This is a genomic window from Paraburkholderia youngii, assembly GCF_013366925.1.
GTDB lineage: Bacteria > Pseudomonadota > Gammaproteobacteria > Burkholderiales > Burkholderiaceae > Paraburkholderia > Paraburkholderia youngii.
The window spans coordinates 864562-890486 of record NZ_JAALDK010000002.1; the positions used below are offsets into that span (position 1 = coordinate 864562).

The following is a 25925-nucleotide window of genomic DNA, read 5'->3' on the forward strand; positions in this document are numbered from 1 at the left end:
AGCGGCCAGCGGGCCAACTTATTTGTGCTGCGAGGCGGTGCCGCGCGCAACGCGCGGCACCGCCACATACTCGCTACCGCAGCGTGACCTCGCCGCTACAAGCTTCGACGTTCGCCGAACTAGCCGCTCCCCCCCTCGCCACCGCCTTGCGCGAAATTCCCTGCAGAAGAAAATGCGACAGCGCCGGGATCAAGATCAGCGCACCTATCATGTTCCACAGGAACATGAACGTTAGTAGGATGCCCATGTCGGCCTGAAACTTGATCGGTGAAAAGGCCCATGTCACAACGCCGGCAGCCAGCGTCACGCCGACCAGCGCCACGACCTTGCCCGTGAACTGCACCGCATGACGATAAGCTACGCGCAGCGGCTGCCCCGCACGCTGATACGCGAGCTGCACGCTCAGCAGATAGAGCGCATAGTCGACGCCAATCCCCACGCCCAGCGCGATCACCGGCAGCGTCGCCACCTTCACGCCGATGCCGAGCTTGACCATCAGCGCCTCGCACAGCACCGAGGTGACTCCGAGCGGCACGACGGCCACCACGACCGCGCGCCAGCTGCGGAACGTGATGAAGCACAGCAGGATCACCGCCGCATACACCATGAACAGCATGGTGCGGTTCGCTTTTGCGACGACCACGTTCGTCACTGCATCGATGCCAGCCGAGCCGGCAACCATCAGGAACTGGTGGTCGGCGTCGCTATGTTCTTTCGCGAATGCCTCCGCCGCCTCCATGACACGCGAGAGCGTCGCGGCTTTGTGATCGGTCAGATAGGCGATCACGGGAGCCGTGCCGCAAGTTTGGCTCAGTAGGTCCGGATGATCGAGCAGGATCTGCCACACCGTCTTGTTGACGATCGAAGGCACGCGGTCGACCGTGTACCACTTCGGGTAGCCCTCGTAGAAGCCCGCCGTCACCCAGCGCGCGAGGCCACCGACCGAAGTCGTCGTCTGCACGCCCGGCACGTTGCGCAGTGTGGCTTCGAGTCGGTCAGCCTCGAGAACGAGCGGGAAATTGTTGGCGTCGCAAGTGCCGTGCGACGACTTGCCAACCACGACGAAAAGATCGCTCGACAGGCCGAAATGCGCATTGACGTAGGCGTTGTCGAGGTTGTAGCGCGAGTCTGGACGAAGCTCAGGCGCGCCCGAATCGAGGTCGCCGATCTGCAGATGCTGACTGATCGACCAGCCGAACGCCGTGAGTGCCGCCGCGCAAACGATCGCACCCACGGCCCAGCGGCGTTCGGTGAAGCGGTCGAGCAGGTTCCACAGCGCGCCTGCCGACGAGGTTCCGCGCGCCTCGTTCTGCTCGCCGCGCACGCTGCGTCGTGCCGCTGACGGACTGACGCCAATGTATGAAAGCAGTACCGGCAGCAGCAGCAGATTCGTGAACACGAGCACGCCCACGCCAACGCTCGCCGTGAACGCCAGATCCTTGATCACCGGAATGTCGATGACCATCAGCACCGCGAAGCCAACCACGTCCGCGAGCAACGCCGTGAGACCGGCGAGGAAAAGCCGCCGGAACGTGTAGCGTGCCGCCACGTAGCGATGGGTGCCGCGCCCGATGTCCTGCGTGATCCCGTTCATCTTCTGTGCGCCATGCGATACGCCGATGGCGAAAACGAGGAACGGGACCAGTACCGAATAGGGATCGAGCACATAGCCGAGCGAGCGAATGATGCCGAGCTGCCAGACGACGGCAATCAGCGAACATGCCACCACCAGCAGCGTGCTGCGATAGCAGCGCGTGTACAGAAAGATCACGCCGAGCGCAATCGCCGCGGCCACGCCGAAGTACATCGCCACCAGCTTGAGGCCGTCGATCAGGTCGCCGATCAGCTTCGCGAAGCCCACCACGTGCACGTGCACCTCGCCGTGACCCTCCTTCTTGATGACCTCGTCGATCTGGTGCGAGAGCTTCGCGTAGTCGAGCGCCTTGCCGGTATCGGCATAGTGATCGAGCAGGGGCAACTGGATCATGCTCGAATGCAGATCATTCGACACGATGCTGCCCACGATGTTTGCGCGCGCTACGTTCGTGCGCAGCTGTGCGATGGCCTGTGCGGACGCGTCGAAGCCGTCCGGCATCACCGGGCCGCCCGCGAAGCCATTCTCCGTGACCACGTTCCAGCGCACGATCGGCATCCAGATCGACTTCACGCCAGGACGGTCGACGCCCGGAATCAGGAACAACGCATCATTGACGCGTCGCAGCGCGGCAAGATACTTCGGATCGTAGATGTCGCCCGAGGGATTCTCGACGACGATCCGCAGCGAATTGCCGAGCCCTTTAAGGTCCGCCTTGTTGGCGAGATAGTTCTTGATGTACGGATGCGACAGCGGAATCATCTTCTCGAAGCTCGCATTCACATCGAGACGCAGCGCCTGAAACCCTAGCACCGCCGTGATGATCGCGCAGATGACGATGAGCCAGGGACGGCGGTTGAAGATCAACCGTTCAAGCGCGTTGCCTGAACGTGAATCGAACTGGGCAAGATCCGCCACAACGGGCATCTTGTCGAATTGGGCATTGTTGCCGCCAGCCATGTCTGCTCCCTTTTAGTTCGACTTCGACAATGTGATCCGCGACAGGCCGGCCGCGCCCGCCAGCACCGCGGTGTCGCCGCGCAACGCCATCGCGAAGATGCCGCCCGGCTGGCTCGCGCGAAGTTTTTGAAACGTTGCCCCCTGATCGGCGCTCTCCAGCAGCTCACCCGCCTGGGTCGCGAGAAGAAGGTTACCGTTCGGCAGTTCAGCCGACGCCAGGATGCTCGCGCCGGTCGGCAGCGTGATCTTGTCCCAGGTCGCGCCGCTGTCGATGGAGCGATATGCGTTGCCGAGCAGACCGTAGACGATCAACGCGTTGCCCGTGGAAGCGAGACCGAAGAGGCTGCCCTTCGAGGGCGTAGGAACCGCGACGAAACGCTGCTTGCCGGGGTCGAGCTTGAGCAGCAGCCCCTGTTCGCCCACGATATAAAGCGTTCCGTTGATACGGCGCATTGCATGCAGGTTCAACGCGTTGGGATTGTCGACGCGATCGAACCAGGGCACCCAGTTCTTGCCGCCGTCGTCGGTGTGAAAAATGATGTTGAACGAGCCGATGACCCAGCCCGAACGCTCATCATCAAACCAGACGTCGAGGAAAGGACGTCCCCCCTGGTCTGCTTCGAAGCGCTCTGCCTCTTCGCGCGACGCCTTCAGATCGGGTGAATCGCCCTGCTGCTTCGCATAGTAGGCGCTCATCAGCTTCGCCGCCTGCTGGCCGTCGAGCTGCCGCGTCCAGGTATTGCCGCCGTCGGTGGTGTGGAGCACCTCGCCGTCGTGTCCGACCGCCCAGCCGAGCGCGGCCGACTTGAACGTGACAGCGACCAGATCCGAACTCACCGGCACCTGGACCTGGCGCCAGTGCATGGCCATGTCGTCCGAAACCAGAATCGCCCCGCGCGGGCCTACCGCGACCAGACGCTGTCCGGCCTGGGCCAACGCGATCAGCGGTTCATGCGCGGCCTGCAGGTTGATCACGGCAGGCGAACGCATCGGATCGGCGAATTCGGCATGGACCGACCCGCTGGCGGCGCATGCCGCCGCGACGAGTGCCAGCCAACGAAACAGGGTATTGCGCATTGTGTCTCCTTCACAGTAACTGGCGATCGGTCACGCGAACAGTCCTGGATTTTTATGAAACTTCTCTGTGCGCCATGCGATACCCGGCATGGCGCACGTACTGCGCCTTTCCTTGCACCTGTATCGGCTATCGCACGCCGGTCGACTGCATATGCTCAGGTGTAAAGAAGTCCTTCGTGAAGCTCGCGTTGAACATGATCCCAGGCGACTCCGCCGGATGGCTGCCGAAAATATAGATGCCGCTGTTGAAGTCGTAGAACCAGTTGCCCAGCGAATACGGCACCTTGTAGTCGTATGCAGGCGCCGTGGTCTCGAAGCCACCTCGATACAGCTTGCCGGACTGGTCATAGGCATCCATCATTCCGCCGCCACCGTCTTCGTCGAAATAGAGCGTCTTCTTGCCATACACGTGACGCGAGCCCTGCTTGAGCGCCAGGTCGACGACCCACACACGGTGCAATTCCCAGCGCACATGATCCGGGCTGACGAAATGCGGCGTGAGGATCTTGCTCGCCGGCGTTTCATACTGTTGCTGGTAGTCGTTGTACGGGATGTACATCTCCTTCTTGCCGACGAGCTTCGCGTCCCAGCGATCGATGCGTCCGTAGAACAACTGGATGTCGTCCATCGTGATCGCGCCCGAATAGCCAGGGTTCGGCGTGTCGTAGGCAAGGTCAGGCGCCACGCGCACGCGGCGCTGACCGGGGTTGTATTCCCACGATTGCTGGTTGTGATCGGCCGTATCGGTGAAGAACCAGTAGAGCGTGGTGTCGCCGATCATTCGCGCCGGTGCAACGAAATCGTTGTTGATGTATTGCCAGATGGCGAGACCGCCCTTCTTCCTGAATTCGCCTTCCTGTTTCAGATCGAAATATGGGTAGTACAGTGAGCTCTTGAATTGCGCGGCGAGGATCGGCGTGCCTCTCGAATCAACCAGCCACGTCTTCACGTTGTTGCGCTGGGCCGTACCCACGTAGCGCAGTTCCCAGTTCCACAATGCTTCCTGACCGTTCTTCGGCACCGGGAACGGCTTGCCGCCGAACGCATCGGAAACGAACAGGCCATTCTTTTCGAGCTTCGCGTTCTGCGCGTTCTTTTCCGAATTCTCGAGATACCAGTCCGGATACGACACCGAGCGATGGGTCGGATAGACGTCCATCCGATAGGTCGGATAACGCTTGAACAGCTCGATCGAACTCGCGCTCAGCTTGTCCGCGTACTGCTGATAGTTCTGGTTAGTGATTTGCAGCACTGCCTTCTCATCCGGGAACGGGTCTGCCCACTTGCCAGAATCTGCCTTGAATCCGGTCGGAAACTGTGTGATACCGCCTGTGTAGGCGGGAATCGTCCCGTCCTTGTTCCCGGCGACTTCGGCCCCGAAAGGCGTGATCCCGTTTTCGATCGCATTCGACATCGGCGCGGCGCAAATTGCTGCAGCAAGCGCGAACGCGTTAATCAACAGCCGGTGCTTCTTCAAAACTGTCTCCATCACTTTCCAGATTGATCCAATACCAAAAGCAATCACACTACTTTCGATGCGTGCGACTCGATCCAGCCACTGCTGGTGAGACGTCCCGCCAGGCAAGCCGGGCGGGACGTCTCACTCAATACCTTATCCTCGACTCAGCGCGCAATTAGCGCACACCCGCAGATTGCATACGCTCCGGCGTGAAGTAGTCGTTCGGGAAGCTCACGTTGAACATGATCCCCGGCGACTCCGCCGGATGGCTGCCAAAAATATAGATGCCGCTGTTGAAGTCGTAGAACCAGTTACCGAGCGAATACGGAACCTTGTAGTCGTAGGCGGGCACCGTGGTTTCGAAGCCACCGCGATACAGCTTGCCCGACTGGTCATACGCGTCCATCATTCCGCCACCGCCGTCCTCGTCGAAATACAGCGTCTTCTTGCTGTAGATATGACGCGCGCCCTGCTTGAGCGTCAGGTCCACGACCCACACGCGGTGCAGTTCCCAGCGCACATGATCCGGATTCACGAAATTCGACGTGAGGATCTTGCTTGCAGGCGTATCGTACTGCTGCTTGTAGTCGTTGTACGGGATGTACATTTCCTTCTTTCCGACCAGCTTTGCGTCCCAGCGGTCGATCTTCCCGTAGAACAGCTGGATGTCATCCATCGTGATCGCGCCGGAATAGCCGGGGTTCGGGGTGTCATAGGCGAGATCGGGCGCCACGCGCACGCGGCGTTGGCCCGGGTTGTATGCCCACGATTGCTGATCGTGATCGGCCGAATCCGTGAAGTACCAGAAGAGCGACGTCTCGCCGATCAGACGGGACGGTGCAGCGTAGTCGTTATAGACCTGATACCAGATCGCAAGGGGACCCTTCTTGCGAAACTCCGCTTCATACTTAGGCTCGAAATACGGATAGAGCAGCGAACTCTTGAACTGTGCAGCAAGAATCGGAGTGCCTCTCGAATCGACGAGCCACGTCTTCACGTTGTTTTTCTGGGCCGTGCCCACATAACGCAATTCCCAGTCCCACAACGCTTCCTGACCGTTCTTCGGGACCGGGAACGGCTTACCGCCGAACGCGCCCGAAATATAAAGGCCATTCTTTTCGAGCTTGGCGCTTTGCGCGTTCTTCTCCGAGTTCTCGAGGTACCAATCCGGATACGAAACGGAGCGGTGCGTCGGGTAGATGTCCATCCGGTAAGTCGGATAGCGCTTGAACAGTTCGATCGAAGCGGCGCTCAGCTTGTCGGCGTATTGCTGATAGTTCTGGGCCGTGATTTGCAGAACAGGCTTTTCACCGGCAAAAGGGTCCGCCCATTTCCCGGAGTCGGGCTTGAAGCCGGCCGGGAATTCCTTGATGCCGCCCGTGTAGGCGGGAATCGTGCCGTCCTTGTTGCCGGAAATTTCCGCTCCGAACGGGGTAATCCCGCTCTCGATTGCCAGCGTATAGGGTGAAGCCCAAACGGCGGCGAGTATCGCCAGCGCCTTAAGAAGCTTGGGGAGTCTTTTCACAGGTGCCTCCATCATCAAAACGTTGTCTGATAGGTGATGCCGATCCACGACTTGTCGCTATACGGTGCGCCGAGTGCAGTCGCGGCTCCCGTCGTAGAGTACCCCTTCTTGTTCATGTAATAGGTGTAGGTCACGTTCACCTGGTGCTTGTTGTAAATCGTGAAATCAAGCCCGACCACGAACGTGTTCTGCCCTTGTGCTTCGGCCGCTGGCGTAATGACCGAAGAGTAGCCCTTCAGATTCAGATTGACGAACAGCGGCATCGTCAGATCGACCCCCGGGAACACCTGATACCACTGCGGGCTCGCACCAATGCCGATTCCAGCCCAGAAGCGCGTCGAGCAGTTGTTGAAGGGGTTGTTCCCCGATGCTGAGCATTGGCCGGTCGTGTCATAGCTGGAATTCGCAAAGTTGCCCGCGTTGTGTGTCACGCTCAGCAGCTGGTTGAACGCGAATTCAGCCTGAAGGAACATGTTGTCCCACAAGGGCGTCTTGCCGAACGACTGCGTGACGTTCAGCAGACCGTGCAGCGTGCGACCCGTCGGCGCGTCGTTGACCGTCGTGGTATTGACGGCTGTGAGCGGCATGTTCCAACGATACGACAGTTCGCCCGCCACTGCCGCGTTGCCGATCGCGCTGTTGAAGCCAGCGCCGATCAGGTTCACGTTGTTGCCGTACTTCGCCGTAACACCGGGCAGGTTGAAGCCAGGGAAGAGTTCCGGTCCGGCACCCGGGAGCAGCACCGCCGCCCATGGCATCTTCATGGCGAAGTGGCGATACGTGAATTCATAGGTCGTTGCGAGCGAATCGACTCGCCACTTGCCGTTCAGGCCGATGTCGCCTATCTGACCTTTGGTCGGCGCGATGCGCGGAATCCCGAACGTGCCCAGCCCCGGAATGGTTTCGTAGCTCGCGATCGGAGGGCCGTAGAGGATCGGATCCGCACCGCCGAAATAGGTGCCGCCTTCAGGCAGCCGGTCGTGATTCCATTCGAACGTGTACTGTGCCCCGAGGGAAATCGTGTCGGTAATGTTCGCCGTCACGGCGGCCTGAGCCGTCGGCAACACGATTTCCTTGAGCGAAGCGCTCGGGCTCTGCGTCAGCTTCATCAGGTCGAGCGGCTGTTGACCGATCGCCACCGAGTTCGCACCACCCAGCGTAGCGAACGCCGACTGCCCCCAGGTAATCGCCGTCCGGCCGAGCTTGACGTTTACAGAGTGACCACCGAGGTCGAAGGTGTTGAACACGAACGCATCACGCAGTTCGGCGCTCGGCCCCTGATAGTACTTCTTGATGTAGCTCGTGTACTCGTTGTTCGGATAGTTCGGCAGAAACGCCGGATTGCTCGTATTGTGATTCTTGAACGTCGGGTCGTACCACGCGTCCATGCTGATGCGGAAGCCGGACGTTTCCTTGTACTTGAAATCGAACTCGCTGTAGAGGTTCAGCATCGCCTGGATCGTGCTGAACTTCGGCGTCGACAGATTGCCTTCATCGAACGTCGGACTGCTGGTGTAGAACTGGTCCGGATTCTGCAGCCGGATGCCGTAGTCCGCGCGCACCGTGTTGTCCCATTGCATGTCGATGTCCGGGTTCGGCACATCGAAGTGAAATGCATTGGCGTTCGCGCTCCACAACCCGCATGCCGCGGCGATACAGGCGGCGTGTACGCCAAGGCTGATCGCCCTTGGCTTAAGACTCTTCTGTTTCATGCGTCTCCTCTTGTCTTTGTCGAACTGCCGCAGAAAAGGCCAAGGCCGTTGGATTCCCGCAGACTTAGCAATGAAGCGAAACCGGCCTCCCCCACCTCATCAGCATCGCGTTTCAGATACCTCCCACCACGTCACCAGAATACGAATGCTGTTCGCAAAGATAAACGCTCGAAACTCGACTGTCAACGCTCGCCCACCCCTACGCGATGCATTTTTTCGAACGCCGTTCGAAATTCGGGGTAAACGTGGGTTTGCGATTGGTGACGAATTCGAAGCGATGCGCGCATGACCGGAGCACACATCGGTGCCAGATGCGTGGCCGAGCGCGTCGCGCAATCGAGATGCCGGCGACGCTTGCATTGACAAGGCATCCGCCTCGCCTGCGAGGAATGGCGATGCAAACCATGGGTGGCTTCCTGGCAATCCGCGAGAGCGGATCATGAATCGATCTGCAGGCCGTACGCGGTACAGATCAGGGACGAGGTAGTCTTTCGTCTCTCACTTCGCACGCGAAAGGAGGACGAATCGCGGAAGCAGCCGAAAACGCTTGTGCGATTGGGTCAGTTTCCTTGGCAGTGCATGTATTTATCCTGACCATGAATCGACAAGACAAATCCCTTATCCCGCTCCTGGGCAGGAGTGCATTTCTGGTTTTCGGGGAGGCGGTGGGAACACTCGCCAGGCTCCGTCGTCGTGCCGAAAGAAGAATATCGCGAGGGACCTCTCCGAGGCAGACGACCGCGCGAGCACACACCTCGTCTGACTCGAATTTGCGAAAGTACATCGGGTTACATGCACCGGTGTGGTCGCAGTTGGCGCGAGCCACTTTTCGATGAGCGAACGCAAAGAACTTTCTCCAAGCTTCATGTCCTGCTCCTTCAACCGCCCCGTGTGCGCCGCTGGCAATCACTGCCACGAACGCAAAGATTGGCGACCTTGACCGGCTCGGCCCGACACCTGCACATCTCCGCTCCGGCTCCGGCACTGCGAGAAAAATCTGGTTCTACCGTAATGTGTCGTTTGACTAAATACTAGTAGTCAGCCGACCCATTATCAAGCCCAGATGGCACCAGGGGAAATGCTGGTATGGACAAAACCACGCTTCAGTGGAGTACGATGTGTGACGTAGCAATTAAATGGATGAGACGCCATCTGGAAGTAATTAGTCGATGGACGAATATTTATTCGTCAGCTGACTATCATCAGATCAAGAGTCGCGGCTGGCCGATCAGGATCGAACGATGCACGTATCAGGGTGGGGAATGGTCTGCAGATTTGCGCATCCGGGACTGACAACGCGCGCGCGACAGGCAGCAGACGCCAAGGAGAGCACAACAGATGAAAGACCTGACCATCTCATCGGCAGACCTCGACAACACGGCGGAAGACGGACCCAAACGGCGAGGAAATAGAACCACCCGTGTGCCCGCCATCATCGAAGCGGCGATCAAGGTCTTTGCATCGGAAGGTAACGCTGGGTTCACTCAACGCCGCATTGCCAGCGACGCGGGAATCCGACTGAGAACCTTGCAGCACTATTTCAGCACTCGCGAAGAACTACTGCGGGCCACGATCGAGGCTTTTACAAGTCGCTATTTCGAGCACTATCGGACGATCGCAGAAGACAAACGTCGGCCACCGGAGGCCCGGCTGGAAGTCATCGTCGACGAGGCGTTCTCCGTACTGACGGCGCCCGACGGGAAGCGCGTTAGCGCCTTTGTTCTGGAGTCCTGGAGTCTGGCGGAGCACGAGCCCGCCTTGCATGCCTTAATGGCGAAAACCACTGCGGATTTCCAGGCTCTGCTGGCGGAACTGATCGCACAGACAAACCCCGCCGTGGCGGCGGGAGAATGTACGCTGCGCGGTGCCCTGCTCCTTTCGCATCTACAGGGCCTCGTCGTCTATCTTCGCCGAGCCGACACGAACACACTCGATGTCGACTCGTTCCGTCACGCCATGAAGGTTGTCTGGCGCGCGTTGAGCAAGGCATCTCCATAGAACGAGGGGCGCGCCATATGGCGGGCGTACCGAGCCGTAGATAGTCTTCCACAGACCCACATGGTCACCATGGCCTGCTCGGGCCATCGCGACCGCTCTTCAACGGGCCACGTCCCAGACAAGAGGCAAGTGGTACAGCGTGCCGTTCACACCTCCGTGGACACCCGCCTTCTCGCCAGGCTTGATCTGGAAATCGGGAATCCGCTTCAGCCATTCCTGAAGGAAAACTTTCAACTCCACGCGCGCAAGGAACGAGCCGGGACAACGATGCGCGCCATTGCCGAACGTCGAATGAATCGGCGTGGGCCGCGTGAAATCCACCGTCAGCGGATCGTCGAACTTTCGCTCGTCCAGACCGTGCAGCGTGGTCGGCATGACGATCATGTCGCCCGCCTTCATCTGCACGCCTTTGTATTCGAAGTCGTGTGTGATCCGCCGCCCTTGATTCACCACCGGGAAGCGCCGCAGAAGCTCGTCCACGGCCTTCTGCGTCAGTTCGGGGTTGTCGATCAGCTGCTTGCGGTGGGCCGGGCTGCCGGCGAGGAATCGCGCGATAAAACCCATTGCCGAGGCAACCGTGTCGAGGCCGCCAATCAGCACGAGGCCGCAAAGCCCGCGCACTTCATCGTCGGTGAGCGCACGCCCGTCGATCTTCGAATGGACGATCTTGCTGATGAGGTCGTCACCCGGATTCGCGCGGCGCTCCGCGATCTTCACCCCCAGGTACTGAAAAATCGCGCCGAGCGCCTTGAGCTTCTCGTTGGCATCGACCGGGCGGACCATCTTGTCGGCGAGGCCGAGCAAGTACTCGCGATCTTCGGCGGGCAGCGCCACCATGTTCATGAAGATGCCGATTGGCAGATGCTGCGCAAACCCCGATACGAATTCCACTTCGCCCTTGGGATAAAAACCCTCGATCAGTTCGATCGCCATTTCGCGCGCCTTCTCCTCGAGCTTGCCGATTGCCTGCGGCATGAACGCAGGCGCGATCAGCGCGCGATAGGCGGTGTGCTGCGGAGGATCGAAGAAGATCGGCGGCAACGGTTGATGCTCGACCAGCGGCACCGTCAGCTGTTTCGACGAGAAATTCTCGTAGTCCTTGAGGATGTGATAGATGTCATCGCCGCGCGTCGCGATCCAGTGTCCGCCGTTTCGCGGTGTCCACAGAATGTCGGGAATGCCTTCGGCGTGCAACTGCTTGAGCGACAGATGATAGTCGTCCTCGGCACCCGGCGGATTGTAGATATCGATGTCGAACACACGTTCGGGCAATACGTGCGCGGGAATTGGCGCGAGCTCCGGAGCCGCGCCATGAGCAGCTACTGACATCTGTTGTCTCCTTTTTCGAATCGACCGGTATCGGCGGTCGGGACCATTCTGGGTCGTCGGGCAAACTGCGATTACAGGAACGCGCCGTACAGTTCGAGATGGTGTTCGGTGTTTCCCCAGGTCATATCGATGCAGGTGAGCCGCTTCACGTACCACCCCACCGCCAGTTCGTCGGTCATGCCCATCCCGCCGTGCAGTTGCACCGCTTGCTGTGCCACGAAGCGCGCACTACGGCCGATCAGCGCCTTGGCGGCTGTGACTGCACGATGGGCTTCGCGGTCGTCGTCCTCGCCGAGCTTGGCGGCGGCAAAGTAGACGATCGATTTCGCCTGCTCTACCGCGGTCAAAATATCGGCGGCGCGATGCTGCAGCGCCTGGAATTTACCAATCGGCGAACCGAACTGCTTTCGCGTGCGCAGGTATTCAAAGGTCAGTTCGCTCAACCGCGACATCGCGCCGACCGCTTCCGCGCACAGCGCAAAAATGCCTTGATCGACCGCCCACTCGAGCAGTGGGTAGCCCTGATCGACCGCGCCGATGACAGCCTTTGCATCGACGCGCACGTCCTCCAGCACCACCTCGGCGACTCGCTGGCCATCGAGTGCGGGAAATCCTCTGACGCGGACGCCTTGGGTTCGCGCATCGACGGCGAAGAGTGTGATGCCGTGCTGATCGGTCTGCTCGCCCGCGGTACGCGCCGAAACCAGCAGAATGTCCGCACTGTCGCCGTGCAATACGACGCCCTTCCGTCCGTTCAGGACGAACCCGTCACGCGTGGTCTCGGCCCTCGTCGCAACATTCCACAAATCGAAACGCGCACCGGGTTCGAGCGTCGCCAGCGCGGTCTTCAGGCTGCCGTCGGCGATGCCGGTCAGCAACTCGGCCTTGCGCGCCTCGTGTCCTGCGCGCCCGATCAGCTTCGCGCCGAGCACCGCGGTCGAAACGAACGGCTCCAATACGAGTCCACGGCCGAAGGCTTCCATCACGAGCATGGTCTCGACCGGCCCCGTGCCAAGGCCGCCATGATCCTGCGGCACGTTCAGTGCCAGCACGCCCATTTCAGCCAGCGTAGTCCAGTGCGCAGCCGACCAGCCCTCGGGCGTAGCGGCGAGACGGCGTCGCGCCTCGAAGTCGTATTCCTTTTCGACGAAACGGCCGACCACGTCGGCCAGCATCTGTTCCTCTTCAACCAGCGTGAAGTCCATGGCGTGTCCTCAGATGCCGAGCGCCTGCTTGGCGATGATGTTTTTCTGCACTTCAGTCGAACCGCCGTAGATCGAAATCTTGCGCCAGTCCAGGTAGTGCGCGGCCAGCGCGTTGAGCAACTCGCCGTTCGCGGTCTCGCCCTGCCAGTCCGCCTCCAGCGCCTCGCTTACAAAAGGCACCGCATAGGGGCCGGCGCACTCCATGATCAGCTCCGTAAGCTCCTGCTGAATCTCCGAACCGCGGATTTTCAGCACCGAAGCCTCCGGTCCGATCGGACGTCCCGCTGTTTCGGCCGAGACGACGCGCAGCAGCGACCATTCGTGCGCGATCAGATCGATTTCCACCCTGGCGATGCGATCGCGAAAGCGGACGTCCTCGATGAGCGGCTTGCCGTGCTTACGCTCGGTGCTGGCAATTTCCTTCAGACGTCGCATGAAACGCTTGCAGTTGCCAAGCCCCGCGATGTTGGTCCGCTCGTGGCCGAGCAGGTACTTCGCGATCGACCAGCCGCGATGCTCTTCACCGACGAGATTGCTCACCGGCACTTCCACGTTATCGAAAAACACTTCGTTGACGTCGTGGCCGCCGTCGAGCGTGCGGATCGGTCTGACCGTGATGCCGGGCGTCGACATATCGATCAGCAGGAACGAGATGCCTTCCTGCGGACGGCCGCTGCCATCCGTGCGAACCAGGCAGAAAATCCAGTTCGCCCACTGGGCAAACGAAGTCCAGATCTTTTGGCCTTTGACCACGTAGAACGACTGACCGTCGCGCTCGACGCGGTCCGCACGCGTCTTGAGCGACGCCAGATCGGAACCCGCCCCCGGCTCGGAGTAACCCTGACACCACCAGTCCTCCATCGAGACGATGCGCGGCAGAAACCGTTCGCGCTGCGCGTCGGTGCCGAACTTCTGGATCACAGGTCCGACCATCGAAAGGCCAAACGGCATCTGGCGCGGCGCGCCGGCGGTAAAGCATTCCTCGTCGAAAATGTTGCGCTGCGCGGCATTCCAGGCGGCGCCGCCGAATTGCGCGGGCCATGCAGGTGCGCCCCATCCGTTCCCGGCCAGAATGCGTTGCCAGCGCACATAGTCTTCGCGCGGCACATGGCGGAAGTTCAGCACCCGTTCACGAATGTCGTCGGGCAAATGCGTCGCTACGAATTCGCGCACCGTGGCGCGAAATTCCTTGTCGGCGGGACTCTCTTTCAGGTTCATTTCAGCCTCCCGCCGGGCCGCCCCAAGGGAGGCCGAAGCCCTCCCGGGGGGCCCCGAACAACAGTGAGCATGGGGGTCGTTTCATTTCAGGCTCCAGTCGCTGCCCGGCAAAGCACGTCGGCGTTGCCGGGCGCGGATTCAGGCAATTTCCACGATGCCGTTGTTCAGCACCACCACGTCGCGTGCGTCGACGCGCGCCCGCAAATGCAGGCGTGTGTCACTGTCCCTCCAGAACTGGAAGCGCACTTCTTCGCCGGGATATACCGGCGAAGTCAAGCGCAACGCCAGTCGCTTCAAGCGCGATGCGTCGTTGCCCGCGAACCTGCGAATCGCCGCGTAACCCGCCATACCGTAGGTCGCGAGGCCGTGAAGAATGGGACGGCTGAAGCCGGCCTTCGACGCTACCTCCGGGTCCGCGTGCAGCGGGTTCGCATCGCCCGAAAGGCGGTAGATCAACGCAGCATGGGCACCGGTCGGGAACACATATTCCGCATCGGGCGCACGCTCCGGCACCGCCGGAAGCGCTTCGGGCGGCGCGTCGCTCGCGCCCGACTCGGCGCTGAACCCGCCGTCGCCACGCAGAAAGGACACCTGCCGGACTTCGGCAAGCTGTTCGCCCGTCGAGGCGTCGATGATGTCGCGCTTGAGTTCGACGATCGCGCCTTTGCCCGCGCCTTTGTCCGAGATGCGGCTCACCCGCGTCTTGCTGACGATGGTCGCCGCCACCGGCATCGGGCGCACGAAACGCACGTCCTGCTCACCATGCACGAGCTTCAGATAGTCGATGCCGGTGCGCGGGTCGCGCATCCACGATTTCGGCCACGCGAACGCGGCCGCGCAGGTCGGCATCGCTTGCAGGTCCTTTTCGTACACGTAGCGCAGCTGTTCGGTGTCGAGCGGGTCTCCGCCCAGCCCGAGACCCAGCGAATACAGCATCACGTCGCGCTCGCTGTACGTCTGCGTAACATCCTCGATCGGCCAGTTCTTGACGACTTCGTAGTTCAGCATGAGGTGATAGTCCTATGTATGCTCAGTGGTCCGTGAAGTTGGGCTTGCGCTTTTCGAGGAAGCTCGCCATGCCTTCCTTGTAGTCATCGCACTGGTTGGCGATCGGCATGTCCAGTCCGGCGTACATCACCGCCTCGTGGGGCGTCTGGAACGGCACCTCCCAGACCTGCTCCTTCATGATGCGCATCGAGCGCGGCGAGCAGTACTCGGCCATTTCGCGCGCGTAGGCATAGGTCTCCTCGACGAGCTTGTCGGCTGGGATTGCCCGATTCACGAGTCCCATCCGTTCGGCTTCACGCCCCTTGATCTTGCGTCCCGACATCAGCAGGTCGAGCGCGTGCGCCTGGCCGACGTGGCGCGCGAGTATCCAGGCCATGCCGTACTCCGCGGTCAGGCCCCGGCGCGCGAATGCCGTCGTGATGGTGGCGTCTTCCGACGCAAAGCGGATGTCGCAAAAGAGCGCGTGGATCAGGCCAATGCCGACCGTCGCACCGTTGAGCATCGCTATCACCGGTTTCGGGATGGCCGGATAGTACGAGCAGCGCGTCTGCCAGTCGGCGCGCTTGCGCATGTCGAACGGGCGCGGCAGCTTCGTCATCAGCGCGGCCGGGTCGCCGCCAAAGCTGTGAATATCGCCGCCCGCGCAAAACGCCTTGCCAGCACCGGTGAAAACGATGACGCGCACGCCATGATCCGCGCCCGCCGCCTGCATCGCCTCGTACACCTCGGTCGCCACCTGGTCGTTCCAGGTGTTCATGTGTTCAGGACGGTTCAGCGTAATGGTTGCGATACGGTCCTTGACGTCGTACAGAATGGTCTCGAAGCGCATGAGATCCCTCCAAAGCTCAGAATGAACGCGGCAGGTCGAGCACGTGCTCGGCGACGTAGGACAGAATCAGGTTCGTCGAAATCGGCGCGACCTGATAGAGACGCGTTTCGCGGAACTTGCGTTCGACGTCGTATTCGCAGGCGAACCCGAAACCGCCATGGGTCTGCAGACAGGCATTGGCGGCCTTCCACGAAGCCGTGGCCGCGAGATGCTTCGCCATGTTCGCTTCCGCGCCGCACGGCTGATGATTGTCGAACAGCTCGCAGGCCTTGTAGCGCATGAGGTCGGCCGCGCGCACGTCGATGTATGACTCGGCAATCGGAAACTGAATACCCTGATTCATGCCGATCGGCCGGTCGAACACGATGCGCTCGCTCGCGTACTTCGATGCGCGATCGACGAACCAGTAGCCGTCGCCGATACACTCGGCGGCGATCAATGCGCGCTCGGCGTTGAGTCCGTCGAGGATGTACTTGAAACCTTTGCCTTCCTCGCCGATCAGGTTCTCTTCAGAGATTTCCAGATTATCGAAGAACAGTTCGTTCGTCTCGTGGTTGACCATGTTCGGAATCGGTCGCACGGTCAGGCCATTGCCGATCGCCTGATGCAGGTCCACGAGGAAGCACGACAGCCCATCCGACTTCTTCTTCACGTCCGACAGCGGCGTGGTGCGCGCGAGCAGGATCATCATGTCCGAGTGCTGCACGCGTGATATCCACACCTTCTGGCCGTTGACCACGTAACGGCCGTCTTTTTTTACAGCGTTGGTCTTCAGCTTTGTCGTGTCCGTTCCGGTGGTCGGCTCGGTCACGGCCATCGATTGCAGACGCAACTCTCCGCTCGCGATCTTCGGCAGGTATTTGCGCTTTTGCGCTTCCGAGCCATTACGCAGCAGCGTATTCATGTTGTACATCTGGCCGTGGCAGAACCCGGAGTTGCCGCCGTTGCGGTTGATCTCCTCCATGATCACGGACGCCTCGGTCAACCCGAGGCCGGAACCGCCATACTCCTGGGGAATCAGCGCAGCCATCCAGCCGGCCTTCGTCAGTGCGTCGACGAAAGCCTCCGGATAGACGCGCTCATGATCGATACGGCGCCAGTACTCGTCCGGGTACTCCTTCGAGAGGTCACGCAACGCGTCGCGCAGTTCCTGATATTGATCGGGTTTGGAAATTCGGCTCATGAATGGATTCCGTTTGCTTGGCTGGACGCGCGGCTCACGCTGCTGCATCGATCAGCCCGCCGGCATTGGCGAGCTGGGTCAGATGATGTTCGGTCGAACCGAACTGGATATCGATCACGCTCAGGCGTCTCAGGTAGTGGCCGATCTTGCACTCTTCGGTCATCCCGATGCCGCCGTGAAGTTGCACGCCTTGCTGACCGACGAAACGGCCCGAGCGTCCGATCTGCACTTTCGCCGCGGACATACTGCGATCGCGTTCGGCCGCATCCGGCTCCTCGCTCATCATGGTCGCGAACAGCGCCATGCTGCGCGCCTGCTCCACCATGACGAGCATGTCGACCGCGCGATGCTGGAGCGCCTGAAACGATCCGATAGGCACGCCAAACTGCTTGCGGACCTTCAGATACTCGACCGTTTCTTCGTGCGCGGCGGCCATTGCGCCCACGGCTTCCGCGCTCACCGCCGCGATGGCGTGCGCAACGACCGTTACGATCAGCGGCAACGCGGCGCCCGCCACGCCCACCACGTCGCTCTCCACAACGCGCACGCCGGAAAATTCGATGTCTGCCGCACGCAACCGGTCTTGCGTCGGATACGAGTGGCGCGTCACGCCCGCCGCGTCGCCCCTGACCACGAACAGACCGATGCCGTCGCGCGCGCGTCTGCCGCCCGACACGCGCGCCGACACCACCAGAAGATCGGCGCTGCCGCCGTGCAGCACCACGCGCTTGGCGCCGTCGAGCACCCAGCCGTCGGCGTCGCGCCGTGCGGTGGTCGCAACGTCCGCAAGGTCGTAGCGCGACTGCGCCTCGCTGTGGGCGAACGCCATCTGCAGCTCACCCTGCGCAATCTGCGGCAGAATCGCCGCACGTTGCGCCGCGTTGCCGCCGAGGCGCACGAAGCCGCCGCCCAGCACGACCGTCGCAAGATACGGTTCGACTGCGAGCCCACGGCCCAACGCCTCCATCACGATCATCGTTTCGACCGGGCCGCAGTTACTGCCGCCGTATTCCTCGTCGAACGAAAGGCCCAGCAGACCCATGTCGGCGTAACGCGCCCAGAGCTCCCGGCTGAAACCGTCAGGCTCAGCGAGATACTTCGCGCGCTGCTCGAAGCCGTACTCGTCCTTGACGAGCCGCTCGACGCTGTCCTTGAGCATGCGTTGCTCATCGGTGAAATCAAAGTCCATATCTGATGCTTCTCCGCAGTTCGCCGGTCGCTCAAAGTCCGAGTACGGACTTGGCGAGAATGTTCTTCTGAATCTCGTTGGAGCCGCCCACGATCGAGACGTGGCGCGCGAAGTAGTGATTCGGCGCGATCGTGAGCCCCCATTCGGGTTCCCGAACCGGATCGCCAAGCCCGCGCAGGAAGTCGAGATCGAGCGGTAAGGCGTCCGGCCCTGCGACCTCGAGGAGCAATTCAGCCGCGAGTTGCTGCAGTTCCGAACCCTTGATCTTCAGAATCGAAGTCTTCGGGTCGGGCACGTGGCTGTCCTGCGCGCTGCTTTCGGCGATCACGCGCATCTGCGTCATTTCCAGGGCCTTCAGCTCCACCTCGACGGCCGCGACACGTTCGCGAAAACGCGGGTCGTCCCACAGCACGCCGTCGCCGCAGGGCACGCGCTTCGCAAGATCCTTCGCATGACGCACGCGCATCTTCGAAACGCCCACGCGCGCGATGCCGCTGCGCTCGTTGCCAAGCAGATATTTCGCGTAATCCCAGCCCTTGTTTTCCTCGCCGATCCGGTTCGCAACCGGCACGCGCACGTTGTCGAAGAACACCTCGTTGGTTTCATGATGGCCGTCGATCGTGATGATCGGGCGCACGGTCAGGCCAGGTGTCTTCATGTCGATCAGCAGATACGTGATGCCCTGCTGCTTCTTGCCGCTCAAATCGGTGCGCACGAGACAGAACATCCAGTCGGCGTGATGCGCGGTCGAAGTCCACAGCTTCTGCCCGTTGATTACGTAGTGGTCGCCGTCGCGGACCGCCTGAGTTCGCAGCGCGGCCAGGTCCGAACCGGCGCCGGGCTCGGAAAACCCCTGGCAGAACCAGTATTCGAGGCTCGCGATGCGAGGAAGGAAATGGCGCTTCTGCTCTTCGCTGCCGAACGCGATCAAAACCGGACCGATCATGTTCACGTTGAACGACAGCGTCTCGGGCGCCGGCGCCATGTGCAGCTCTTCCTTGAAGATGTACTGCTGCACCGCGCTCCAGCCCGTCCCGCCCCACGCCTTGTCCCACGCGGGAGTCGCCCAGCCGCGCTCGTACAGAATGCGCTGCCAGCGGCGCAGGTCGGCCGCCGAATAACGCTGCCCCAAGGTCGCCTTGCGTCGAATGTCGGCGGGTAGCGCCTCCTTGAAGAAGGCTCTCACCTCATTGCGGAACGCCAGCTCTTTGTCGGTATATCGCAGATCCATGAGTGTCTCGTTTCGTCTTGATGGGTCGCCTGACGGTGCGGATCAGGCCAGCGTTCCCGCTTCTTTCAGCTCGCCGATGCGGCCCGGATCGAGCCATGCGGCCAGCGCGGCCTCGACCGTGGACGCGTCGGGGGCCTCGGGCGGCGTCGGCTTCGCGGGCACGGTGGCGGAAAAGCGTGGCGCCGGCGCGGGCTGCACGATGCCGTCGACTTCGATGAACGTGCCGCGCGCCTTCAGATGCGCATGCTCGGGTGCCTCGGTCCACGACAGCACGGGAGCAAAGCACGCGTCCGTATGCTCGAGCAGAGTCGACCACTGCTCGCGCGTGCGGCTCTTGAACTTGAGCGCGAACAGCGCGCGTGCCGCGGGCCAGTTGCTGGCGTCGAGCTGCGTTCCCAGCGTTTGCGGATCGATGTCGAGCAGGCGAAGCAGTTCGACATAGAACTTGTCCTCGATAGGGCCGACCGTGATCCACTTACCATCCGCGCATTCATACACGTCGTAGAAGTGCGATCCCGAGTCGGTGACATTCGTCCCGCGGCCGTCACGCCAGATGCCGGCGGCCTGCATGCCGAAGAACGTGGTGGCGAGGTTCGCCGTGCCATCGACGATTGCGGCATCCACGACCTGCCCGGCGCCGCCGTTGCGCGCATGCAGAATCGCCGAGAGCAGTCCCATTGCCAGGTACAGCGACCCGCCCGCATAGTCGCCGATCAGATTCAGCGGTATCGACGGTGGCTGGTCGCAGCGGCCAATTGCGTTGAGTACGCCGGTGATCGCGATGTAGTTCAGGTCATGCCCGGCGTACCGCGCGAGCGGACCTTCCTGGCCCCACCCGGTGATGCGTCCGTAAGCGAGCTTCGGATTACGTTCGAGGCAGACCTGCGGGCCCAGCCCGAGTCGTTCGGTCACGCCCGGCCGGAAACCTTCTATCAGTGCGTCGGCGCGCTCCACCAGACTGAGCACGAGCTCGACGGCCTGCGGGTCCTTCAGGTCGAGCGCAATCGTCTTCCGGTTGCGCAGCAACAGGTTGTAGCGCAGCGGACGCTCGATACCGAGCTTGACCGGCTGGCGACGCTCGATGCGCAACACCGTGGCACCCAGATCGGCGAGCAGCATCGCCGCCATGGGCCCCGGCCCGATGCCCGCCAGCTCGACGATTCGAACTCCTGCAAGCGGCCCCATCGTTCACCCCTTGCGAGCGTGGGCGCGCATCGCGTCCCATTGCTCGTCGGTCCAGTCCTGCATGGCGCGGAAGGTCGGACCGCCCACACCCTGCATCCAGCGGCCGCCGTCGATCACGATCATGTCGCCGGTGATGTAGCCGGAGCCATCCGACGCTAGATAAGCGTACAGATCGGCAAGTTCCGTATGATCGCCGAAGCGCCGCAGCGGCACCGAGCGCTCCTGCGGCTCGACCTGCGAGCCCGGCGGGTACAACTGCTCCCATGCGCCCGGCGTCGGGAAAAGTCCGGGCGCCACCGCGTTCAGACGAATTCCCTTCGGGCCCCACTCGACCGCGAGGCTGCGGGTCATCGCCAGAACACCCGCCTTCGCCGCGGCGGACGGCACGGTAAAGGCCGAGCCCGTCATCGTGGGCGTCGATACCGTGCTGATCACGTTGCCCGGGTGACCCGCGTCGATCCAGCGCTTGCCCGCCGCGATCGTGCAATAGAAGCTGCCGTGCAGCACGATGTCGAGCACCGCATCCACTGCCCGCGCCGACAGGCTTTCCGTGCGCGCGATGAAGTTGGCCGCCGCGTTGTTCAGCAACACGTCGAGCGGACCGTCCCGCCAGATCGTGTCCATCATCGACTCGACGGACTCCGCGCTGCGCACGTCCGCCTGCACCGTCGTGACACGGGCGCCGGGCACCACGCCGCGAAACTCGTCGGCCGTCGCGTCCAGCACTTCCTTGCGGCGACCACAGATGACGAGTTCGGCGCCCAGTTCGAGGTAGCGTCGGCCGATACTCTTGCCAAGGCCAGTGCCGCCTCCGGTGATGAGAATTCGTTTGTTCTTCAGCAGGTCGGGCGTAAACATATGCGTTGAACTTCCAGTAGAGACAGCAACGGAGAATGGCAGCGTCAGGCGCCCGTGAAAACCGGCTTGCGTTTTTCCATGAAGGCCTTTACCGCCTCCGTGTGGTCGCTCGTTTGACGGGTCAGCGGATTGAGGTCGGTTTCGAGGCGGCATGCGTCTTCGATCGAATTGCCCGCGTTGACAAGGCTCGCCTTCAGGAGCGCCAGCGTCACTGGCGGATAACTCGCGAAGCGCGCCGCGGTCCCGATTGCCGCATCGAGCACGCCGCCGCTTGCGGCCACCTCGCTGACGAGGCCTAGGCGGCGCGCCTCGGCGGCGTCGATCACATTGCCCCTGAGCATCAGCTCACGCGCCTTGCCGCCGCCGATCTTTTGCGGCAGCGTCCACAGAATGCCGGTATCGGGCAACAGTCCAACCTTGCTAAAGGCACACGAATATTTCGCTGTATCGGCGCTTACCACGACATCGCATGCGGCAGCCAGTGACACCCCCGCCCCGTAGCACGTGCCCTCTACCGCCGCAACGACGGGTTTCGTGCCCGTATAGATCAGCTTGAAAAGACGCACGCCCACTGCGATGCGCTCACGAAGCGCCAGCAGCGGTGGCGTGGCCGCGTGCATTTCGGACAGGTCGCCGCCCGCGCAAAAGTGGCCGCCCGCGCCCGTCAGCACGATCGCGCGGGTATCCGGGTCGTCGTGCATCAGCCGCTGGAACACTTCGGTCAGCGCGAGACGCATCTTCATGGAGAACGCGTTGCGGCGCTCGGGATAGTTCATCGTGACGATAGTCACGTCGCCTTCGCGGCGTAGCTGCACGATCTCGTCCGCAGCCTTTTCTTTCTGCTCGATAGTCATCGCATCGCTCCCCGCGCTCACTCGCCCGTGAAGACCGGTGTGGTCTTTTCCATAAACGCCTTGCAAGCAGCCCGATGGTCTTTCGACTGACGCAGGATGGGCTGAAAGTCGATCTCGGCTCTCAGCGCGCCTTCCATGGTCGTCGCGGCGTTGGTCAGCGCGTCCTTGAGCAGCGCCACGCCGAGCGGCGGCAGTTCGGCGAGGCCGCGCGCCACTTCGATTGCCTTCGCGCGCGCAGTACCCGGCTCGACGACTTCGTTCGCAAGGTGGATCTTTACGGCCTTGTCTCCGTCGATCTCGGTGGCGAGCGAGAGCATCTCTCGCGCGCGAGCCATGCCGATGCGTTTCGGCAGCGTCCACAGAATGCCGGTATCCGGAATCAGCCCGACGCGCAGAAACGCCGCGCAAAACCGCGCAGTCGAAGCCGCGACGACGTAGTCGGTCGCCACCGCGAGCGACAGACCGGCGCCGAACGCCACGCCTTCCACCGCCGCCACGACCGGCTTCGGTCCAGCCTGCATTTCCCGCACCACGACGCACGACTCCGCCAGAATCTCGCGGCTTTGCAGGATCGTGCGCTTCGTCATCTCGGAGATGTCCGCGCCCGCGCAAAAGTGCTCGCCCGCGCCCGTGAGGACGATTGCGTGCGAATCCGGATCGTCGACCATCAGCCGATGCATGGTGTCGCGCAGCAACTGGCGCATCTGGCGTCCCATCGCGTTGCGGCGCCTGGGATTGTTCAGCGTCACGATCGCGACCGGTCCCTCGCGGGTCACCTCGATCAGCGACGTCACTTCGTTTTCTGCCGTTTGTTTTTCGCTCATATCGCCTTCCCTCAGTCGGCCACGAATACCGGCTTGCGCTTTTCCATGAAGGCGCTCACCGCCTCCTGGTGTTCGCGGCTGCGGCGCAGGATGGGCTGCAGGTTGACTTCGGCTTCGATCGCATCGTCGAGCGTGCGGATGCCCGTCGCGAGCGCGGCCTTCAGGTGCGCGGTGGCCACCGACGGCAGTTCCGCGTACTGTTGCGCCACCTTCAATGCGGCGTTCAGCGCTTCGCCGGGCTCTACGATCTGATTCGCAAAACCGCTCTCGCCTGCTTCGACGCCATCGAACTCGCGCGCACTCAGCATCAGTTCGCGTGCAAGACCGCCGCCCACGCGCTGCGACAGCGACCAATAGAGCCCGGTATCCGGCAGCAGCCCCACCTTGACGAACGCGCTCGCATATCGCGCGGCCGACGACGTGACGACGTAGTCGCAAGCGGCGGCGAGCGAGAGGCCGGCGCCGAACGCAAACCCCTCGACGGCGGCGACAACCGCTTTCGGTCCTTCGACCATCAGTCTGAAAATATCGAGCGGCAGTTCATTGCGCTGGCGGTATTCGAGTACCTTGCGCGCCTGCATCTCCGAAATGTCTCCGCCTGCGCAAAACGTATTGCCCGCGCCGGTCAATACGATCGCACGGCAAGTTTCCTCGTGATGCATCAGGCGATAAAGCTGCGCGTACAAGGTCTCGCGCATCTTCAACGAAAACGCGTTGCGCCGTTGCGGATAGTTCAATGTGACGATCGCGATCGCACCGTCTTGCCGGACCTGTACGATCTCTGCTGCATCGTTGCCGGTCTCTTCGCTCATCTGTCCGTCTCCTGTCGATCGGAGTTGGCGCTTTAGCGCCTACTCCGATCCCATGCAAAGAACTTACTCCGATCCCATGCAAAGCTGTTGACAGTGACCCTGGCGGGCGGCGTGTCTTACAGCGTTTCCTGTGTTCCGAGAATCACCGTGGCCTGGCTCGACAGCACGCCGCCGTTGCCGTGCGCGATCGCCAGCTTCGCGCCGGGGATCTGGCGCTCGCCGGCGCGGCCCGTCAATTGCCGCATCGATTCTTCCATCAGAAAGAGCCCATACATGCCAGGGTGAACGCAGGACAGACCGCCGCCGTTGGTGTTCACCGCGAGCCGGCCGCCCGGCGCGATGCCGCCGGCCGCGACGAAGTGGCCGCCTTCGCCTTTAGCGCAAAAGCCGAGGTCTTCGAGAAACAGAATGGTGTTGATCGTGAAAGCGTCGTAGAGCATCGCGACGTCGATATCGCCTGCTTTCACACCCGCCATCTCATACGCACGCCGGCCTGATTCCGCTGCGGCGGTCACCGTGAGGTCCGGCATGTTCGCGATTTCGCGGTGCGAGGTGGCCGAAGCCGCACCGAGCAGATAAACCGGCTTGTCGGTCAGATCGCGCGCCCGATCGGCGCGCACCATGACGACCGCCGCCGCGCCATCGGTCACGAGGCAGCAATCACGCACGGAAAGCGGGTCGGACACGAGGCGTGCGCCCATCACATCTTCGATCGACAACGGCGTACGCATGTACGCTTCCGGATTGAGCTGCGCCCACTTGCGCGCGGCTACCGCCACTTCGGCGAGATGCTCGCGCTTCGTGCCGTACTGGTGCATATGCCGCGCCGCCGCAAGCGCATACGACGAAACCGGATTCATCGGCTTGTACGGGCTCTCCCACGGCGAGGGGCGCGACGATTGCACCAGCTTGCCGGCCGCGCTGCGCTGATTGCTTCCATATGCGATCAACGCAACGTCGATCTGTCCCGTACACAACGCCATGGCCGCGGTGTGCGCGTAAATTTCGAACGCCGAGCCGCCGCTTCGATTGTTGTCGGTGAACCTCGGGTTAATACCGAGGTATTCGGCAAACGTGAGGCCCGAGAGCATGTCGTCCGGCGTACACACGAAAAGCCCGTCGACATCGCCAGGCCTCAGCCCTACCTGAGCCAGCGCGTCAACGGAGGCACGCGCAGCAAGATCCAGCGACGACAAGCCAGGTGCTTCCCCAATGCCATAGGTGGCGCCTGCCACCAGTGCGGTACGCCCGCGCAAGTTGAATTCCATCGATCTACCTTTCATCGGTGCGACCGGCTCTTGACGGCCGGTTGCGGTTAGCGGGCGTCAGGCTGGTTCGAACACAAGCAGTGCCGCATCTCCCCGGTACACGATCTTCGCCTGCACGGGCATACCAATGCGCACGGCCTCTGGCTCGATGCCCTCTACACAGCTGAGCATGCGCACACCTTCTTCCAGATCGATCACGGCGACGTTGTAGCTTGGCGTGGGCGATTTCTGGCGCACCACGGTGGTGGAATAAACCGTGCCTTTCCCGCAGGCTTCGACCCACTCGAGGTCGCGCATCCCGGTAACCGGCTCAGCTACGCGCGGGTAGAACACATAGCGACCGCTGCTGCGGCTACGCTGGATCATCAAGCGGCCCTCGGCCAGAAACTTCTGATAATCGACTTCAGGACAAAGAGAGTCCATTCCCCGCTCCTCCAAATCGTTTTGCCATGGGCTCGCGCCGAATCGAGCCACTCTGTCGGGTCAAAATGGAACACATAACCGAACACTGTTCCAAATCTTAAACGCATTGGAAGGATGCTGTCAACGCCGGGAAACCCCTGCCACGCCCCGCCGCGCAAGGCTGCCACTACATCCCGACCGAATT

Annotated in this window: 21 protein-coding genes; 1 reads left to right on the plus strand and 20 read right to left on the minus strand. The window is 61.8% G+C overall.

From position 1 onward, the window contains the following. Positions 1 to 73: 73 nt before the first annotated feature. The 5 genes from G5S42_RS35290 to G5S42_RS35310 all read right to left on the minus strand — a co-directional run bounded on the left by G5S42_RS35290 (position 74) and on the right by G5S42_RS35310 (position 8327). On the minus strand, positions 74 to 2554 hold the full coding sequence (locus G5S42_RS35290) for an efflux RND transporter permease subunit (RefSeq protein WP_176111363.1): 2481 nt from the start codon (positions 2552 to 2554) through the stop codon (positions 74 to 76). Positions 2555 to 2566: 12 nt separating this feature from the next. After that, positions 2567 to 3631, minus strand: a complete 1065-nt coding sequence (locus tag G5S42_RS35295) for a WD40/YVTN/BNR-like repeat-containing protein (RefSeq protein WP_176111364.1) — start codon at positions 3629 to 3631, stop codon at positions 2567 to 2569. A gap of 127 nt (positions 3632 to 3758) precedes the next feature. After that, positions 3759 to 5120 carry a DUF1329 domain-containing protein gene (locus G5S42_RS35300; RefSeq protein WP_176111365.1) on the minus strand — a complete coding sequence of 454 codons (1362 nt, stop codon included), beginning with the start codon at positions 5118 to 5120 and terminating at the stop codon, positions 3759 to 3761. A gap of 145 nt (positions 5121 to 5265) precedes the next feature. Then, entirely contained in the window at positions 5266 to 6615 is a 1350-nt protein-coding gene (locus tag G5S42_RS35305; RefSeq protein WP_312883684.1) for a DUF1329 domain-containing protein, read from the minus strand. 14 nt (positions 6616 to 6629) lie between these two features. Further along, positions 6630 to 8327, minus strand: a complete 1698-nt coding sequence (locus G5S42_RS35310) for a DUF1302 domain-containing protein (RefSeq protein WP_246392297.1) — start codon at positions 8325 to 8327, stop codon at positions 6630 to 6632. A gap of 1338 nt (positions 8328 to 9665) precedes the next feature. Here G5S42_RS35310 and G5S42_RS35315 point away from each other — a divergent pair. Continuing rightward, a complete protein-coding gene (locus tag G5S42_RS35315; RefSeq protein WP_176111366.1) occupies positions 9666 to 10325 on the plus strand; it encodes a TetR/AcrR family transcriptional regulator in 660 nt (219 codons plus the stop codon). Between the two features lie 99 nt (positions 10326 to 10424). Here the strand turns inward: G5S42_RS35315 and G5S42_RS35320 are convergent, their stop codons facing one another. The 15 genes from G5S42_RS35320 to G5S42_RS35390 form a co-directional block, all read right to left on the minus strand. Then, entirely contained in the window at positions 10425 to 11654 is a 1230-nt protein-coding gene (locus tag G5S42_RS35320; RefSeq protein WP_176111367.1) for a cytochrome P450, read from the minus strand. Between the two features lie 71 nt (positions 11655 to 11725). Then, the gene (locus G5S42_RS35325) at positions 11726 to 12859 is read right to left on the minus strand and encodes an acyl-CoA dehydrogenase family protein (protein WP_176111368.1); all 1134 of its coding nucleotides are present in this window, start codon (positions 12857 to 12859) and stop codon (positions 11726 to 11728) included. Between the two features lie 9 nt (positions 12860 to 12868). Continuing rightward, positions 12869 to 14077, minus strand: a complete 1209-nt coding sequence (locus G5S42_RS35330; protein ID WP_176111369.1) for an acyl-CoA dehydrogenase family protein — start codon at positions 14075 to 14077, stop codon at positions 12869 to 12871. A 138-nt stretch (positions 14078 to 14215) separates the two neighbouring features. Next, positions 14216 to 15085 (minus strand): MaoC/PaaZ C-terminal domain-containing protein, encoded by an 870-nt coding sequence (locus G5S42_RS35335; protein WP_176111370.1) that lies wholly within the window; start codon positions 15083 to 15085, stop codon positions 14216 to 14218. Between the two features lie 22 nt (positions 15086 to 15107). Next, positions 15108 to 15914 (minus strand): enoyl-CoA hydratase, encoded by an 807-nt coding sequence (locus G5S42_RS35340; protein WP_176111371.1) that lies wholly within the window; start codon positions 15912 to 15914, stop codon positions 15108 to 15110. A gap of 16 nt (positions 15915 to 15930) precedes the next feature. Next, the gene (locus G5S42_RS35345; RefSeq protein WP_176111372.1) at positions 15931 to 17097 is read right to left on the minus strand and encodes an acyl-CoA dehydrogenase family protein; all 1167 of its coding nucleotides are present in this window, start codon (positions 17095 to 17097) and stop codon (positions 15931 to 15933) included. Between the two features lie 34 nt (positions 17098 to 17131). Continuing rightward, positions 17132 to 18286, minus strand: a complete 1155-nt coding sequence (locus G5S42_RS35350) for an acyl-CoA dehydrogenase family protein (protein ID WP_176111373.1) — start codon at positions 18284 to 18286, stop codon at positions 17132 to 17134. Positions 18287 to 18317: 31 nt separating this feature from the next. Next, entirely contained in the window at positions 18318 to 19517 is a 1200-nt protein-coding gene (locus tag G5S42_RS35355) for an acyl-CoA dehydrogenase family protein (protein WP_176111374.1), read from the minus strand. Between the two features lie 42 nt (positions 19518 to 19559). Next, complete coding sequence (locus G5S42_RS35360) at positions 19560 to 20702, minus strand: CaiB/BaiF CoA transferase family protein (protein WP_176111375.1); 1143 nt, start codon at positions 20700 to 20702, stop codon at positions 19560 to 19562. A gap of 3 nt (positions 20703 to 20705) precedes the next feature. Further along, on the minus strand, positions 20706 to 21560 hold the full coding sequence (locus G5S42_RS35365; protein WP_176111376.1) for an SDR family oxidoreductase: 855 nt from the start codon (positions 21558 to 21560) through the stop codon (positions 20706 to 20708). Positions 21561 to 21604: 44 nt separating this feature from the next. Beyond that, entirely contained in the window at positions 21605 to 22414 is an 810-nt protein-coding gene (locus G5S42_RS35370) for an enoyl-CoA hydratase/isomerase family protein (RefSeq protein ID WP_176111377.1), read from the minus strand. A 17-nt stretch (positions 22415 to 22431) separates the two neighbouring features. Next, positions 22432 to 23238: an enoyl-CoA hydratase/isomerase family protein gene (locus G5S42_RS35375; protein ID WP_176111378.1), complete on the minus strand. Its 807-nt coding sequence runs from the start codon at positions 23236 to 23238 to the stop codon at positions 22432 to 22434. Between the two features lie 11 nt (positions 23239 to 23249). Beyond that, the gene (locus G5S42_RS35380) at positions 23250 to 24050 is read right to left on the minus strand and encodes an enoyl-CoA hydratase/isomerase family protein (RefSeq protein WP_176111379.1); all 801 of its coding nucleotides are present in this window, start codon (positions 24048 to 24050) and stop codon (positions 23250 to 23252) included. 116 nt (positions 24051 to 24166) lie between these two features. Next, positions 24167 to 25318: a thiolase family protein gene (locus tag G5S42_RS35385; protein ID WP_176111380.1), complete on the minus strand. Its 1152-nt coding sequence runs from the start codon at positions 25316 to 25318 to the stop codon at positions 24167 to 24169. A 57-nt stretch (positions 25319 to 25375) separates the two neighbouring features. Next, positions 25376 to 25741, minus strand: coding sequence for a Zn-ribbon domain-containing OB-fold protein (locus tag G5S42_RS35390; protein WP_008917696.1), 366 nt, complete (start codon positions 25739 to 25741; stop codon positions 25376 to 25378). Between the last annotated feature and the right edge of the window lie 184 nt (positions 25742 to 25925).